Source organism: Aureispira anguillae, from assembly GCF_026000115.1.
GTDB classification, from domain to species: Bacteria; Bacteroidota; Bacteroidia; order Chitinophagales; family Saprospiraceae; genus Aureispira; species Aureispira anguillae.
Window position 1 is genome coordinate 5,368,422 of the sequence record NZ_AP026867.1, and the last position, 16,497, is coordinate 5,384,918.

Sequence of the window (16,497 nt, forward strand, 5' to 3'; positions counted from 1 at the left end):
TCATAAAAACAGGTATTTATACCCTTTGAAAGCTGCCATTAAAATAACATTTTAGCCTTATTATTTTTCACCCCAAAAAGACTAAAATATGAAAGCAAAATTAGGAAAATTGGATGCGATCAAGAATACAAAATACAGTGGTTATCAATCCTTACTAAAGAAAGAAATAATTGCGGTCTTAAAAGATCCCAAAGCCAAAGGTCTTTGTGACTATGTCTTGGTTAGCGGTCAGCATTTGACATGGGGAGGAGACAGTCCTAGTGAAGATCAACCTTTACTTTATCTAGGCCAAAAAAATACATGGGAAAAAGATCTAAAAGCAGACAAAAAAATAGATTTGAAAGCTTATTCTTATGGTACTTGCAAATTAGTCAAAGTTGGAGCTGATGTACAAATTGCACTCTGTCCTGAAAAGGGAAAATTAACACAAGACACACTACTAAAGCCGCTTAAAAAGGTTTTCAAATCCTTTAAACCTAAAACATTTTTAGAAGTAGTTAGCGATTTAAATACCGTAGAAACGTCCACTAGTGAAACGACGACTTTGGATGAGGTAGAGCAATCTGCAAAGGAAATTTTACAAACCATTGGCACTGATTTACAAAAGTATCATTTAGCCATAGAAAAGATAAAACAGTCCATTAGCAAGGTTAAAACAGAAGAAGAAAAAATGCCACTGCTCGTTAAACAAAACCAAATACTAAAGCGAATCAAGCATTTATGTGCGTCTTGGACCACAGATATTGCCCCCCAAGCTGAACAATTAGTACTAGACAAAACAAGTGAAACTTGGCAAAAAATTTACCAAAAATGGAATGCTTTTTTTGAGAAACGCCAAGCAGCCAAAACAGGAAAAACGCAAGACCAAAATGCAATGCAAGCAGAAGAGGAACGCATCTATACCAAAGCATTGGGCAACTTGCAACAGTTTGTATCCAACCTTGAAAAAGGAAATTTGATCGATCCTAGTGTCATTGATAGCAATATTTCTAATATGGAGGAACAGCTAAAAAAATGGAAAGAATTTGCCAAAAATAAATCCACTTTCCCTAAGGAGCTAAAATTATTTGAGGAAAAGGTTGATTCAATTAAAGATGGATGGAAAAAAGAGCGAAGTCGATATGCTGCTTTTTCTAAAGCAAAAAAATTGATTAATGAGAAAATAGAGGCTGGCGATTTTGTAGCCGCTCAAAAGTTATTGGATCAATTATCGACATAACAGCCTATTTTTTCAAAGAACTCCTAGGCTTTTTTTAGCCTAACAACAAGCAATAAAATTTTAACTACTCCTATAGCATGTACCGTGTTATATTAAAAACATAAAAATGGAATCAATCAAAGAATTTATTTGGGGAAAAAGTCTAGAGACGCAAGAAAAAGAGATGCAGGAAATAATAAATAATGGCTTAAGAGACCTGAAATATGATGAAATAAAAGTATTAAGACGACCTGTTTCTAGTAATATTAATCTAATTGTAGAGGTAGCTACCCATGTCTATTTGGGATATTTTGAAAATAAAAAACTCGTGGATAGTCTTTCATTTGATCCCAATGAGGGGCAAGGCATCAAAGATCCCAAAGAAGAATGGAACAATGAATTTACGGTTATAGTTGGTGAAAGAAAAAAGCTACAAGCATACTGGAGTGCAATGAAAGACACTCGAAAAGGTTTTGATGAAAAAAAATACATCCTTCTGAAATGGAACTGCGGTCATGTAGCTTCTTATCTTCTAGATAACTGTCCTGTCCATAAAGATGATCTTTCAAAATTTAAAAATGGTGCCGCATGGGCATTGGCAGCCAATAAAGTGGCCAATATAACCAACCAAACTTCCTATGATATTTATAGCGAAAGTGACCAGAAAAAAGACCAATAGTGGCTATGCTCTATCTCCAAAAAGCAAAACCTCAGAACGCTTCTAAATGGTTACGTTTAGTTCAAGAAAATCGTCAAGAACTAGAATACTGGATGCCGCATTTGAAAGAGATTAGAACGATAGAAGATGCTCAGCACTACATTAACAAAAATGCGCAGGTAGATTTTTATTTAGCTGCGCATATTTATGAAATGTGGACGACTAACGCCCTAATAGGTTTAATCGCTTTGCACAGTGGATGCATTCAACAACAACGGGTAGCCTTGTCTTATTGGCTAGGGAAAACCTATAGAGGAAAAGGATTCGCTACAAGGGCTTGTCAATTGCTTATTTCTAAGACTTTTGTGCATTTTCCGATTCAGACTTTGTGCATTGATTGCCAAATGAATAATCAAGCGAGTCAAGCCGTGGCTGTTCGATTAGGTTTTCTATTCAACAGTCAAGAAGGAGATATTCTTCACTTTGAAATGCATCGAAAAAAATGGATGGAAGTCCATTATGACAGGTTAGATTTATTGGGATTTTTAGAAGAGATAGATTTGCCAGAATAAATAATCTTAACCCTTTTTAAATTCAAATTTTTTGCTTTTAAATTCTGGCGAAAGTAACTCATGTGCCCAATAAACAACTACAGCAATTAGAAAGCCCGTTAACATTCCCGTTGTTACATCTTTGAGAAAATGTTGCACCAAATACATTCGAGATAATCCGACTAAAAAGGCTAAAACCAAGCAGAGTAATTTGATCCATTTATTGGGAATAAAAAAGGCTAACAAGGTATAAAAAGCAAAAGAAGAAGTGGTATGCCCAGAAGGAAAACTAGTCGTCCAACCATCTAATAAAACAACATCTGGAACATAATTCGGCAACTCTGGCTGTTCCAATAAATTATTAAAATAGCGATATGGGCGTTCATGCTTAAAAAATGTTTTTAAAACTTGACTAACTCCCAATACCAATAAGGCATTAACACAAATCGCTAAACTGCGAGAATAGCCCACAAAAACCAATGCAATAGTTGCTAATACATAAACATAGCCCTCTCCAATATAGGTGCAAAACATAAAAAATAGATTCTGTGCCTCACTTCTATTTCCAGCAAAATAAAGTATAATTTCCCCCTTATTTACCAATCCCATCAATAAAAAACAAGCCATTCCCCACAACAGCAAAAAGCCACCAATATAAACACGATTTTCTAAGACAAAATGATCAATCTTACGTTGAAGAGAAGCATCCGCTTTACTCAAGGTTATTTCTTCTTGTTCTTTCTTAGTCATTCCTAGGGTTTTTATAATTTTCGTTCTTTGACAACTCTATCACGCTGTAACCACAGTGCCCTCTAGTAACAAAGCTAAAGTAGTAAAAAGCTTACCCCTTATTAGAGTTTGTCACATTCTTTGTCGAAGAACTATAACTTTTTAATCAATCGTTTAAGATGAGGAGCGAAATAAGGACTTTAAGGCTCTAAAAAGCACTAGAATTCTATCTGTGTTAATAATCCTAGAATCATACAATGCTTTGTGAGTCAACAGAATTCCAAAAGGCAACAAAACCAAATTAGGGAGCCATGATCCCACCCAACACGGAACAGACAAACTGGTCGCTAATCGTTCTCCTACTAAAAATAACACAAAAAATGCCATAAAAAAGATAAACGCTACCAATATTGGCCAGCCAAAACCTCCTTTTCTGATAATCGCTCCCATTGGTGCCCCTATAAAAAGAAAGAGCAAACAAGCTAAAGCAAATGAAATTTTTTGATAGATTTCGTTTTCATGTTCAGCATGTACTCGTTGATTGGTCTTGCAATATTTTTGCACTCCATTTGCCTGATCTTTTATATTTTGACAAAAACCAACGGCACGTTGGTAGATATAATCCCGTTTTTCGGTTGGAATTAACTCATAAAAATGCTGAATGGAACTGTCTACAACTACTTTAGGAGCATTAACAACCATGGGAGCATAATAATGTTTCGCATGCCGAGTAGGAATTATTTCTACGGTATCACAGTCAAACTCTGCCAAGCCTTCTCGTCTAAATTGAAACATGGCATCTGCATTTCGCTTAAGCATCACATAACGCTCAACACGTTTTTTGTACAATGAATCTCTCGCCTTTAACAACTGTTTTGTCGTTAACAAACTATAATGCCCTTTGAATAAATCTTCATTGGTTTCATTAAATTCAAACTCACTCATATCAAATAACGTAGTATACGTATCAAAGTTCATCTCAACATGAGGATAAGCATGTGGTCGATCGGGCTCTGGATTTAGTTCTTCATAACGTGTTCCTTTCTCTAGCTTCACAACCAAAAAACTTCGATGTATTGTAGTATCTTTTTGAACAATACTATCCTTTTCAGAAACTTTTATAGTCGTATCAAGGGTATCACGAGCATAAAACAGGCTTCCTTTTTTTGCATTGATTTGCCCTTTATAACCAACGGTCATTGTGTGGTCATATATCTTTACCTCCTCCAATGCTTTTCCGCTCTGAGCCTTTTTTCCTACAAAAATGGAAACGCTCTGAAAATCGTCGTTGAATTGTCCTTCATTAAAAGACAATGCTGGCTTTTGCTTTCTAATATCATAAAGCGTTGATTTAAATTTCAGAGCCGTTACAGGGATTAATTGATCCGAAAACAGAAACGAAACCCCAGCCAACGTAAAGGCAAAAAAGATAAGCGGCAACATTACTCGGAACAGCGACAAACCTGCTGATTTCATCGTCACCAGTTCATAATGTTCTGCTAAATTTCCCAAAGTCATGACAGAAGCAATCAATACACCAAAAACCATCGCTCTCGGAATCATTGCCAAAGACTGGTAGAACAAAAGTTCAAAAATAATAGACAAATCAAGCCCCTTTCCTATTATATCATCAATATATTTCCAAAGAAACTGCATATTGAAAATAAACATCGCCACCAATGTCCAAATTATTAGAGGGGGCAAAAAGCTTCGTACTATTAATTGATCAATTTTTTTCAAAATAAAATCTCTGGATTAAAAATATAAAAGTGTCCCTTTTACGATGAACTCCCAAAAGGGCTTTTTTGATGAATAAACAACACCCAATATATATAAAAGCCACTTAAACAACGATTGTCTAAATGGCTTTTGCATTTTTTTATCATTAACATAGGCTTTTGTTAAAACAGTAGTTCGGTCAAATACCCAACTACTTAAAACTATGCCTGTACCTTTTTCTTTGCCAAAGCAGCATCAATATAATCAAATGTAGAAAGGATATCTGGCTTACCGTCTACAATAGCTACATCGTGCTCAAAATGAGCAGAAGGCTTGCCATCCCTTGTTAGAATCGTCCAACCATCGGACAACTGCTTAATTTTAGCCGTTCCCATATTAATCATGGGCTCAATTGCCAAAACCATTCCGTTTTTCAACATTTTTCCTCTACCTCTACGACCATAATTGGGCACCTGTGGTTCTTCGTGCATCGTACGCCCCAAACCATGTCCAACTAGCTCTTTGACCACGCCATAACCGTGCTTTTCTGTATAGTTTTGAATGGCAAAACCTATATCACCAATACGATTTCCAACACAACATTGTTCTATTCCTAAATAAAGACTTTTTTTAGTCACCTCCAATAGCTTTTCTATTTTGGGATCTACTTCTCCTACGGCAAAGGTATAAGCATGATCGCCATAAAAGCCGTTCATCAAGACCCCACAATCTACCGAAATAATATCCCCACTTTCTAAAGGAATATCGGTAGGAATTCCATGGACTACTTGTGCATTGGGAGACATACAAAGTGTATTGGGAAAATCATACAAGCCCAAAAAGCCAGGTACGCCTCCATTATCCCGAATAAACTCTTCCGCAAGTTTATCCAACTCTAATGTCGTTACTCCTGGTTCAATATGTTCTGCAACCAACCCTAATGTTTTAGATACGAGTTGAGCGCTCTGCCGCATCAATTCTATTTCTTCCCTTGTTTTGTATATAATTGGTGTATTCGCCATCTTCTTTTTATAATCTAGTAAAAAGTCTAAAGAACTTAAACGACAAAAATACGCAATCCAAAAAGAATAGTAAAGATTTAATGTATTATTTTATTAAAATGCTGCGGTTACGGGCTAAACCCAAAGAGGTACTAGTAATTTCTATCACAATTAATGCTCTGAATACTTAAAACAACCATAACTTTTTGGCGAGATACACTATATTCTAAAAGAATAGTTCTTTTATTTGCTTTTGCTCTAGTTAGAAAATTTAGCATTAGAACTATGAATCAATCGTATAAGTATTATTTTCAGGTACATCTAGCAGTATTACTATTTGGTGCAGTTGGCTTATTTGGCAAATTAATTCAGTTATCCTCAGGCGGTATTGTATTGGGACGTGCCTTATTGGGCGCCATTTTTATACTTGGGGTTAGCCCAATTTATACCCTTTACCAAAATCAAAAACGAGCTACGCTCCCTCTTGATTCTTTTGCTAAACCTAAAACAGCTCTCTTTGAGCAATTTAGACCTAAAACGGTCAAGGATCTGCTGTTTTTTGGAATACTAGGCAGTATACTTGCTTTCCATTGGATTGCTTTTTTTGAGGCTATTCAACGATCTAGCGTTACAATTGGAGTACTTACTTTTTCAACTTTTCCAATTTTTACCATCTTATTTGCCCCTTGGTTTAATAAAGAGCGCTTATTATTTTCGGATTTAGTTTTAGCCGTTATTGCCTTTGGGGGGATCTTATTAGTCATGCCTTCTTTTTCATTTGAACACCAACATACACAAGGTGCTCTGTGGGGAGTAGCATCAGGTGCCTCCTTTGCTATTTTAACCCTAATTAGTCAACTAATGATTAATGGCTACTCTAGCAACTGTGTGTCTTTTTATCAAAATGGTGTTGCCGCTTTAATTTTATTGCCTTTTTTTAGTGCCGACGTATTAGCAGGAAGCTCAAAAGACTGGTTTTATTTGGTCTTATTGGGAGTTATTTTCACAGGAATTGCTCACACCATGTTCATCAATAGTATGAATGGCATCAAGGCACAAACAGCAAGCCTAATTACCAATTTGGAACCTGTTTATGGAATTCTATTAGCTTGGTTATTCCTTGGAGAAACGCCTCATGCCAATGTACTATTGGGTGGAGGGCTAATTCTAGCTGTTGCATTTTTTGCAATGAAAAAAAAATAATTATATTTACTACTCTACACGATGGTTTTTAAAATTTAACAGAATGGGCTTTTCTAGCCATCTATTAGACGCTAGATTGTTTCACTCTTAGAGCAAAATGATCTAAAAATAGATAAAAGCTGCCCCAATTTTAATTTTCACAAAAATCATTGGGTAGAGAATATATGTACTACACCGTAACAAAACTTAGATGCGCTCTAATCATTTTATAGCTATAACAATTCAATATGTCCAAATCTGTATGGTGGATTGGCTTATCCAATGAATGGAATGTCATCCAAAAAACCAGTTGGAATGCTCCTCGCCCAACACTTAATCCAAATGTACACATGTGGATCAAAAAGATGGAAACAGAAAATTTCATTAGAAGTTCTAACCTAAAAAAAATAATGCTGTACGACTATTCTGTTTGGGATACAAGATTTAGACGACGAGCTTTTTTCCCCATCAACAAATGGTCATTAGTTGGTCTGAGTACGCCTTTAGAACTCAATATCAGCTCAAAAGTTTATTTACATCTGCAAGATCCAGAAAAGGAAGTAAAAAAAATTCTCATTGATTCAGACAATAATTGGAACCTAACCAAAGCTTTTACTCATATAGATTATAACATCTCTGTTTTTGACAATTGGGCAAGTTACGAGCAGCAGACTACCTAAGTTAAAAACTAAACTTAATCCTTAAAAAGACAACTTGAACAGGGCTGACATAATAATTTCCAGACTGATTGAATGAAATTTGCCCCACCAACGATAAGTCCCATTTTTCATTAATCGTATAAGCAAAATTAGGACTGAGAAACAAAGAGTGGCTTTCGCCTGGGCTATAAATTGCTGTGAGCCCTAGGTTAAAAATTTCTTTGATAGGCTGAGAAAAGGTCAAGAAAACAGCATACCGATAAGGATATAGATTTTTAGCAGAAGGTCTATAAGCAAACAGTTCATTGCTATTAGCGGTGGTGGAACCATTCATATTATACATAAGCCCCGCAACTAGATAGGTCTTTGTTTTAAAAATATAATCGACGCTCAAAGTTCCTGTAAAACTATGTCGATTGCTGGTTGTATCTCCAAAATTGTAAAAATAAGCCAACTCTCCCTTAAAACCAGCTCCTTTGATATTTCCTGCCCAACCACCACCAACAACAACATCCTGTCCAACAATTCCTGCCAACACCTGAAAATCATACTCCCACTTATTGGTTTTCCAAAGAAAGGCAGCGGTTGCATTTTCCCAGCGTGTAAACGCTTTAGCAGCAAATTCGATGCTTGAAGCCACTCCTGTAAAATACTGTATTCTCAAGGCATCACTCCCTGGTCGTTCTTCATAATCAAAATCCGTAAAAGAATAAGCATTAAAAATATCATTGGGATTCCAAATGGTATTAATTCCCCAATTAATTCGTTGCCTTCCTAAGCGAATGTCCCAATTTCCTTTAGAATATTGCAAATACAAGCGATCTAAAGTACTGTGAATTACAGCACCTCGTTCGTCCAACAAAGCCCAAGAAAGATAATCGTAATAACCATTTTTGGCACTATCAGCGGTTACAATTGCTTTGCCATAATTAGGCCTCAACTTGGTGTATTCGCCAAAAAAAAGCCTCGTTCTTAATTCTGCTTTTAGCGTAATGGCATCGCTGGCAAACCATTTAAAATTAAGTCGATTGTGCACCAAATTATCTTGCAACATTATCTTGGTCGGTTGATGTACAAAATAGACAGAAGTTAGATATTTGACATAACCATTTAGTTCCCAATTTTTGGGTGCATTAGGGTCTTTCTTTTTTTTCTTTTTTTCTTTAATTGGTAATTTAACAGTAGCTGCTGTCGTATCTTGGCTCATTGCACCAATAGGCAATAACACCAACAATACACCAATAATAAATGAGTAAATCATGCTTGTAAATTAGGGAGTTTTTAGGCGAACTTTTGGTCTGAAATAATGGCTCCATCCTCCAAGGTAACGACTCGCCTAGCACGGTCAATTACACGTTGATCATGCGTAGAAAATAAAAAAGTAATATTTTCTTCTTTGTTTAACCTAGCCATAATATCCAACAAATCTGTTGTCGATTTAGAATCCAAATTTGCCGTAGGTTCATCGGCCAAGACAAACATAGGTTTGGAAGCTAATGCACGAGCAACCGCCACCCGTTGCTGTTGTCCTCCTGATAATTGCGAAGGGCGTCTATCGATCTGTTCTTCTAGACCAACAGCACTAAGCAATTCCTTCACCCTAACATCTCGTTCTGCTTGAGATCGCCCTTGTAATAACATCACAAATTCTACATTTTCCTTAGCCGTCAAAACAGGAATTAAATTATAAGCCTGAAAAACAAAGCCAATATTTTGTTTGCGAAATTCAATCATCGCAGAGTCGGATAGGCTAGCAATATCTTGATCATTAATGATTACACTTCCACTGGTTGCAGTATCCAGCCCACCAATGGTATTCAACAAGGTAGTTTTACCAGACCCTGAAGGACCAACCAACGCTGTAAATTCGCCCTGTCCAATCTCTAAATCTACCCCTCTCAATGCATGAACAGGAATCGTATCAGGATTATAAACCTTAGTCAGCCCTTTTACTGTTATTACATTTTTCATTTTAAATGGTATTTTTTAATTAAATTTTACGCATTGCTTCCACTGGATTTAGGCGGGTTGCCTTCAGCGCAGGGTATAGCGCAGCAAGAATGGCTGTAATCGCAACAGAAACAGTCACGGTTACAAATGAAGCTAGATCCAAAGTAGTATAAACTCGATCACTCAATCCAAATTTATCCATTCCCTCCGAATAAGCACTTAGATCAATCCCTACAGCACCATAATACGTTACGGTCAAATAGCCTAACAACAAACCAATAGGTGCTGCAATCAATCCCAAACAAAGTGTTTCTATAATAATCATCATAAATAGTTGCCAACGCTTCATTCCTACCGCCATCAACACGCCTAACTCCTTGCTGCGCTCTAACACAGCCATTAGCATAGTATTGATAATACCAAAAATAAGTGCTAACATCACAATCACGGTTATCACATAAGTAGAGACCGACATTTGAGATTCATAAAGATTGACATCTGGAGAAATTTCCTTATAGTTTTCCACCAATGCCTCTGGAAAATTAGCGGCTAAAATTGATTTTGTTGAATCCAACTGATCTATATCATGCAGCATTAGAGCTACCTCATGAATCATTTCTTCGCTGCCCAACAAACGGCTTAGATCCTTTTGTTGTACAAAAACATTCACTTCTTCAAAAATTGCATTCCCTGTTTCATACAATCCAATAATTTTGAAGGCAGCAGAAGTTAATTCACCATTTGCTTCTTGAAATGTTAAGACTACTTTAGATTTCAATCGAAGTTTTAGTTTTTTAGCCAATCGCTTGCTGACAATAATCGGATTTTTCTTTTTGCTTTTTTCAAAGTATTTGCCCTCTACAATTTTTTGATCCAATTTTGTTAAAGCAGCTTCTTGCTGGGGCAATACCCCTCTAATCTGTACCCCTCTAGATCCTTTTGCGGTTGCCAACATTCCATTGTTGAGGGAACGTGTTGTATAAACAGCAACCGATGGATTGGCTGCTATTTCTTGACTGATTTTTTCAACATTTTTTAAGGTGTACTGTACCTCTTTTTCTTCCTTAAAATCAGGATTGTGAAGTTGAAGGTGTGATATTTCATTTTCAATCGCTCCGTTAATATACGAATCAATAAAGCCTGCCGTAAAAGCTAGAAAAAAGATAAGCGCCCACACCCCAACAATAACAGAACCCATTACCGTAAAACTTCGGATTTTGTTCCGCCAAATATTTCGCCATGCTATTTTTAATATCATGTTCATTATAGTTAATTATGTTATAGATTTCAGCTAAGTAGGAAACAATCCTTGGCAAAAAACAACGGTGTACCTTCTGCCAATTATAGGATTAAGCTCTCATTGCATCAATAGGCTTCATTCTCCATATTTTGAGACAGGGATATAAGGCCAATACAGTCGTTATTATCATAACAATAATTCCCTGCATATAAAAAAGATCGAGGTCTACTGAAGCGGGTAGTTTGGCCTCGATTCCAAACTTGGCATAAGTCTCTGCCATATCACCTGTTACAACAATAGGATTAACCGACAAATAATACATCAAGCCGTAGGAAATAACGATTCCTAACATAGCCCCTAAAAAGCCCAACAAGAGCGTTTCCATCCAAGTAGTTAGAGCCAATTGGCTCCTTTTCATGCCTATAGAAAGCAAAATTCCAAACTCATACTGTCGCTCTTTAGTCATCATTAGAATGGTTCCGAAAATGCCAAAAGAAACAATAAAATAAAGGATAAAAACCGTAATCATATTACTACTTTCTTTCAGGTCTTTCATTTCCATTAAATCGGGCATCATCTCCTTCCAGCCCATAATTTCATAAGTAACTGCCGTATCAATTGTATGGGTTAGTTCCTTTAAGACCTTATCGGCGATGGTTCGATTATCAATCGTTAGAACGGCTGAGGTAATCATTTGATTGGTGCCATAAAACCACTGTGCGGCCGCCAAAGGCATATAAATCATTTTGGAATTTAGGTCTGGAGATCCAAAGGAAACAATCCCCTTAATAGGATATTTACCTGCGGCATTCACCCCTCTATAACCTTGACTTATCAAAACAATAGTATCGCTAATCGTCAATTTTAATTTTTCAGCCAAGCCCTCACTAATCAAAACTGCTTGATCTTCAAGATTAAGATATTCTCCTTGTTTTACTCGTTTTTTTAGCCCCGTCAAATCATCCTCTTTGGTTGGGTCTATTCCAATAACCATAGCACTTTTAGTAATTTTACCAAAAGAAGCTAAGGCAAATGACTCTAAACGAGGAACGACCTCATTAATCCCTTTGGTCTCCATTAGTTGAGTTCTTAAAGAAGCCGTCAACTCAAAAGAATGATCCAAGGAACGATCGTCCCAATACCCTTTCTGAACCACTTGGGCAAAGCCGCTATAAAAACTTACGGAATCATTAATCATTTTGTCAAAGATTCCTCTGTTCATAGAGTTGGTGGCAACAGCCAATAAAACCGCAAAGAAAATAGATGCAGCAGTAATTGCTGTTCGGCGTTTGTTTCGCCAAATATTTCGCCATGCTATTTTTAATATCATTTTTATCAGATTAGTCGTTCATTGATGTTTTACTACAGCGTAAAAAATCTATAGATTAGGTTAGCGAACCCGTTTCATGTTTTGCGTAGAAAAAAATCGAGCATCAAAAGTAGCATCAAACTCTATGCTTTGATATTCCATAATTGTTTTGTGCCCTTCTTCGTCCGCAGGAATCAACACCATTTTAGTAGGCAGAAGTCGCCCTCCTATTTCCTTAATATTTTGCCCATAACTAGTATCCACCAATTCGTCATCTTCATCATAATGCTCTGTTTTAAGGTTCAAATAATTTTTGGTATCGACCCAAATAATTACTTTTCCCCAAACAACAGGAGCATCCTCATTGGGAATGAGTTGGATTTTATAACATAACCTGCCTTCAATCTCTTCTTTGCCAATTATTTCATGGGTATAATCCTTCACAATAGAAGATTGGCGCACCAAATCATCGTTCTTAAAATCCGAGCCCATCCACGACTGCATCATCATAGAGGGAGGCATTTTGATCGTTCGATCAATAGAAGGCTGAAAGTTCCACATTTCTTTTTCTCGTTTGAGATAACTAATTCCCTTTTCTCGTGCAGGAGCTGTAATCAAAATCAATGAGTAGTCTGTTCCATCTGCCCAGCTTTTTAGTTCCATCGTTCTAGACCAAGTAGGGCGTACGATTGTCATTTTCATGCTGGATTTAATACGCCCACCAAAGGCATTTTCATCCATTTTCTGAATAATCTCTTTAGCCGATTGCCCATAAGTGGTTATGGTTAAGCCCAGAGAAAAAAGCATTAAAAAAAAAGTGTTTTTCATGATGTATTTTTTATAAAAAAATAAGGTTCTTTTACAACTTGTATGCTAATCGTAAAACGTAAGGTAAAATGCTTCTATTTTGGGATATTAGAGCCTAGATCACGTTGTTTTTTAACACAGCACCTAAGTTCTAAAATCTAATACCCAAACGGCATAATTAAAGACGTTAATTAAAATTTCCACACAATTAGCTTCGCTGCTACTGCGTGGTTACTACGTGATCCTATGGGTTATCAAAGAGCGAAAAATAATTTATTCATCTTCCTTATGTACCAAAAGACCATAGAAAAAGAAATTGGTCAATTCCATTGTCAATTCCTGTGGGTTCTTATATAAAGCCAGTAGTTTTTCATCCAACATCATCTCTCTCATTTTGTACAGTTGGTAAGCCATAAATTCACGTTTAATATCAGCTCGTACATAACCATCTTTTTGTGCTTGTTCATAATCATCCAATACCATATCCATCATGGCATTTCCTTTTTCTTCTATATAAGTTAGAAGCCCCAACTCTTGGTTCTTGTAGATGTCCATAATAAACTCTTGACTAATATCTTGACTGTTTCTAAACTTAGCCAAAAGTGTCATTCTTACTTTTTCAGAAAAAGAGACCTTACTAGCCATAATACTCTTATATTCTGCTAACCCCTTATTAAAAATAAGGTCCAACAAGGTCTTGGCCAAATCCAGCTTATTGTCAAAAAAACGATAAAAGGTCATCTTACTCACCTTTGCTTCTTTACAAATCTCCTGTATAGAAACCCGTTTAATTCCATGTTTCCAGAATAAACGTCTAGCGGTTTCTAGAATATCCTGGCATTTTGCATTCTCTAAATCTCTACTCATAAATCACAATATATCTTACACACAATATTAAAACTTACGTTTTACGTAAAAAGTTCCTTAAATCGTAAGTTAATAAAACAAACGTAATCTTTTAAATTAATAAATACTTTTTTTCTAATTATTTATGGTTCTTTGATACCCCGAACTGCTACTGTTACCAATTATAGCCTATGACTAATTCGACAAATTCTGCTTCTCCAGCATAAGCACGGATATGGCAGCCCATCCAGAGTTGATGTTTAAATTTTTTGAAATAATTGTGGAGGTAAAAGTTAAATCCTACTTTGCTAGCAATGACACTACGTTGAAAGCGATGTTTGTTTACATAAACACCGATTGCTGTTACCAATCCCCAGTGTCCAAAAAGGAGTTCATGAGTTGCTAAAACAGAGAGTCGAGCATAGTTCAAATGTTCTAATTTTAATCCACCATTGTGCCGATCAAAAACATAAGGAGCAGTATTATATAAATACTCCACAGACAAACTCAGTTTGCTAATCCGAGCCATTAATCTGGAAACACCAAGCGAAATACTATAAATCGGATATTTGGGTCCCCTTGTTCCATTTTCTGTCAGACCTAAGCCAATATTGATAAATGGTCGGAAGCTCTGATTAAGAGCAGGCAACTTAGCCAGAACCTGTTGAGACAAGCTATCTGGGATTTTGGGTGCATTGAAACTATATTGAATCCCAATTTGAGCAAAAGGGATATTAATTCCTAAATTAGGATTGGTAAAACCACCATTGGAATAATGCGTAATTCCTGCGCCTATATAAAGGTGTAGAGGATCTGCTATTTGATACCGAAATAAGGTTCGAACCGTTGCACAAGCATTAATAGGTGCCCCTATCACAATGTTCTTTTTATTGGTAAAACTATTGAAGGTTTTAGTAATTAATCCAGCCCCCCATCCTACTCTCAACAACCAATCAAAACGCTTAGCCTTAAACAATTTAAAATCTAGGCAGGGAACAAGATAAAAAGCCTCCCCTAAGACATCCTTATTTCCTAACGTTTGATAAGCCAACAAATAAGCTACCGTAGGTTGTTTGTATAAAATAGACCAAATTTTCTTGCCCTGCGTTCTTTGCAGCCAAGCAATTTCTGTTGTCTGAACCAGCTCTTTGATCGCAGGATAACGAGGATGAATTGGAATATTCGTTCCTAATTGGTAATTCACTTCTACTCCATGTTGTTGCCCAAAGGCAACAGTTCCTACTAATAATTGAAGAACGAATATCAGTCTTTTCATAGTTGTGTAAGCATCATCATCTAATTATCGCCAGCAGCTCCTCCTCCAATAAACTCATCATCGTCGTCGTCATCATCAATCAAATCATCAGGATCTATATCATCATCTATATATTCACTAATTTGATGCATTACTTTTAAAGCACTCTCGCAAGACTCATCAATCTTTAAAGCCTGATCCAACTGTACTTTGGCAAAGTCATAATCGTGCATATATTTTATCAAAAAGTTAGCATAATCAACATAGACAGAGGCATTGTTTTGATCTACTAAAAGGTAGTTTTCATAGCACATAGAGATGGCTCCATAATCTTGGTAAATATTTTCTAAAATAGCAATCAAATTTCGAAGGGTTTGGGGCTGTTTGGGAGCAACCTTTAATGATTTTTCATAATAAACCTTTGCCTTGTCATGCTCCCCCAAATGAGAATTATACAGATTTCCTAAACTCGTTAATAACAAACCACTATCTCCATGAATAGGGTGATCTAGCCCCCGTTCAAAAGTTTCGATAGCAGCATCTATATCTTCGTCCTCCTGCCACTGAATTTGTCCTAACAAATTTAGTGCTTCTTCCTGATATTCGTTAATATCCAAGGCTATATCAATAAATTGTCTAGCTCTTTTAACATCTTTTAGCGCATAATGCGCCTCTGCAATTCGAACGTGAGTTTCGACCATAAAAGGCTCTATTTCGATCACTTTATTATAACAAACAATAGCTCCCTCGTAATCTTCAAAGACACTAGCTTTTAAGATACCTAATTGCAGTAATCCATACACGTGTTCTGTATTATGCGTAACACAACGTTCGTAAAAATCAGCTGCCTTATCCACTTCATTTGCTTTCTCAGCCAAACGCCCCAAAGCATAAAGCGCCTCATCATTTGTATCGTTGTATTGAACAATCCCCTCAAAACAACTTTGTGCTTCTGTTGCTAAATCAAACATCATATACAGCTTTCGTCCCAAGTCTAAATAGTACTCCACCAATATGGATGACCCTACCAATAAAGGCTCATAGTGAGCTTTTACCTGCGTAAATGTAGCAAAGTTGGCTGCTTGCAAATCGGCATAATCTCCCATCCATGGCAAATATTCCATAATTGACTTAAAGATACTAAAAGTAGCCTCTATTTGATGGCGATCTGTTTCCTCCAAAATGGTCAATAAATGCCCCAATGCTTTCTCGGCAATTGTCTCATCGGAATGAATCTGCCACAATAAGATAAGTGTATCTTTTAAGTCTGATACAGCAGAAGGATTAAGCTTGTCTAATGTCTTTATAATAATTGATTCTTCAGAATTGAGTAAAGTGTGGATTAGCTCATGCATAATATATGTCGAATAGTTCTATAAGTTGCCTGCAAATT

General features: G+C 36.4%; 16 protein-coding genes. 5 read left to right on the forward strand and 11 right to left on the reverse strand.

From position 1 onward, the window contains the following. The first annotated feature begins 88 nt into the window (after positions 1-88). The 3 genes from AsAng_RS21055 to AsAng_RS21065 all read left to right on the forward strand — a co-directional run bounded on the left by AsAng_RS21055 (position 89) and on the right by AsAng_RS21065 (position 2,428). On the forward strand, positions 89-1,219 hold the full coding sequence (locus tag AsAng_RS21055; RefSeq protein ID WP_264789067.1) for a hypothetical protein: 1,131 nt from the start codon (positions 89-91) through the stop codon (positions 1,217-1,219). Positions 1,220-1,325: 106 nt separating this feature from the next. Then, on the forward strand, positions 1,326-1,877 hold the full coding sequence (locus AsAng_RS21060) for a hypothetical protein (RefSeq protein WP_264789068.1): 552 nt from the start codon (positions 1,326-1,328) through the stop codon (positions 1,875-1,877). Positions 1,878-1,882: 5 nt separating this feature from the next. Further along, positions 1,883-2,428, forward strand: a complete 546-nt coding sequence (locus tag AsAng_RS21065) for a GNAT family N-acetyltransferase (protein ID WP_264789069.1) — start codon at positions 1,883-1,885, stop codon at positions 2,426-2,428. 6 nt (positions 2,429-2,434) lie between these two features. Here the strand turns inward: AsAng_RS21065 and AsAng_RS21070 are convergent, their stop codons facing one another. The 3 genes from AsAng_RS21070 to map all read right to left on the reverse strand — a co-directional run bounded on the left by AsAng_RS21070 (position 2,435) and on the right by map (position 5,877). Then, positions 2,435-3,157, reverse strand: a complete 723-nt coding sequence (locus tag AsAng_RS21070; protein ID WP_264789071.1) for a phosphatase PAP2 family protein — start codon at positions 3,155-3,157, stop codon at positions 2,435-2,437. 153 nt (positions 3,158-3,310) lie between these two features. Further along, entirely contained in the window at positions 3,311-4,876 is a 1,566-nt protein-coding gene (locus AsAng_RS21075) for an LptF/LptG family permease (protein WP_264789072.1), read from the reverse strand. A gap of 200 nt (positions 4,877-5,076) precedes the next feature. Further along, positions 5,077-5,877 carry a type I methionyl aminopeptidase gene (gene map, locus AsAng_RS21080; RefSeq protein ID WP_264789073.1) on the reverse strand — a complete coding sequence of 267 codons (801 nt, stop codon included), beginning with the start codon at positions 5,875-5,877 and terminating at the stop codon, positions 5,077-5,079. 264 nt (positions 5,878-6,141) lie between these two features. Here map and AsAng_RS21085 point away from each other — a divergent pair, with 264 nt between their 5' ends. Both AsAng_RS21085 and AsAng_RS21090 read left to right on the forward strand, forming a co-directional pair. Further along, positions 6,142-7,059 (forward strand): DMT family transporter, encoded by a 918-nt coding sequence (locus AsAng_RS21085; protein ID WP_264789074.1) that lies wholly within the window; start codon positions 6,142-6,144, stop codon positions 7,057-7,059. A 227-nt stretch (positions 7,060-7,286) separates the two neighbouring features. Continuing rightward, entirely contained in the window at positions 7,287-7,718 is a 432-nt protein-coding gene (locus tag AsAng_RS21090) for a hypothetical protein (RefSeq protein WP_264789075.1), read from the forward strand. A gap of 1 nt (position 7,719) precedes the next feature. Here AsAng_RS21090 and AsAng_RS21095 read toward each other — a convergent pair whose 3' ends face one another. The 8 genes from AsAng_RS21095 to AsAng_RS21130 form a co-directional block, all read right to left on the reverse strand. Next, positions 7,720-8,958: a hypothetical protein gene (locus AsAng_RS21095; protein WP_264789076.1), complete on the reverse strand. Its 1,239-nt coding sequence runs from the start codon at positions 8,956-8,958 to the stop codon at positions 7,720-7,722. A 20-nt stretch (positions 8,959-8,978) separates the two neighbouring features. After that, the gene (locus AsAng_RS21100; RefSeq protein ID WP_264789078.1) at positions 8,979-9,668 is read right to left on the reverse strand and encodes an ABC transporter ATP-binding protein; all 690 of its coding nucleotides are present in this window, start codon (positions 9,666-9,668) and stop codon (positions 8,979-8,981) included. A gap of 19 nt (positions 9,669-9,687) precedes the next feature. Beyond that, positions 9,688-10,905, reverse strand: coding sequence for an ABC transporter permease (locus tag AsAng_RS21105; RefSeq protein ID WP_264789079.1), 1,218 nt, complete (start codon positions 10,903-10,905; stop codon positions 9,688-9,690). A gap of 91 nt (positions 10,906-10,996) precedes the next feature. Continuing rightward, entirely contained in the window at positions 10,997-12,217 is a 1,221-nt protein-coding gene (locus AsAng_RS21110) for an ABC transporter permease (RefSeq protein ID WP_264789080.1), read from the reverse strand. Positions 12,218-12,277: 60 nt separating this feature from the next. Beyond that, positions 12,278-13,024 carry an outer membrane lipoprotein-sorting protein gene (locus AsAng_RS21115; protein ID WP_264789081.1) on the reverse strand — a complete coding sequence of 249 codons (747 nt, stop codon included), beginning with the start codon at positions 13,022-13,024 and terminating at the stop codon, positions 12,278-12,280. A 252-nt stretch (positions 13,025-13,276) separates the two neighbouring features. Beyond that, a complete protein-coding gene (locus tag AsAng_RS21120) occupies positions 13,277-13,870 on the reverse strand; it encodes a TetR/AcrR family transcriptional regulator (protein ID WP_264789082.1) in 594 nt (197 codons plus the stop codon). A gap of 154 nt (positions 13,871-14,024) precedes the next feature. Continuing rightward, positions 14,025-15,125 (reverse strand): acyloxyacyl hydrolase, encoded by a 1,101-nt coding sequence (locus AsAng_RS21125; protein WP_264789083.1) that lies wholly within the window; start codon positions 15,123-15,125, stop codon positions 14,025-14,027. A 20-nt stretch (positions 15,126-15,145) separates the two neighbouring features. Next, positions 15,146-16,459, reverse strand: coding sequence for a tetratricopeptide repeat protein (locus AsAng_RS21130; RefSeq protein ID WP_264789084.1), 1,314 nt, complete (start codon positions 16,457-16,459; stop codon positions 15,146-15,148). Positions 16,460-16,497 lie beyond the last annotated feature (38 nt).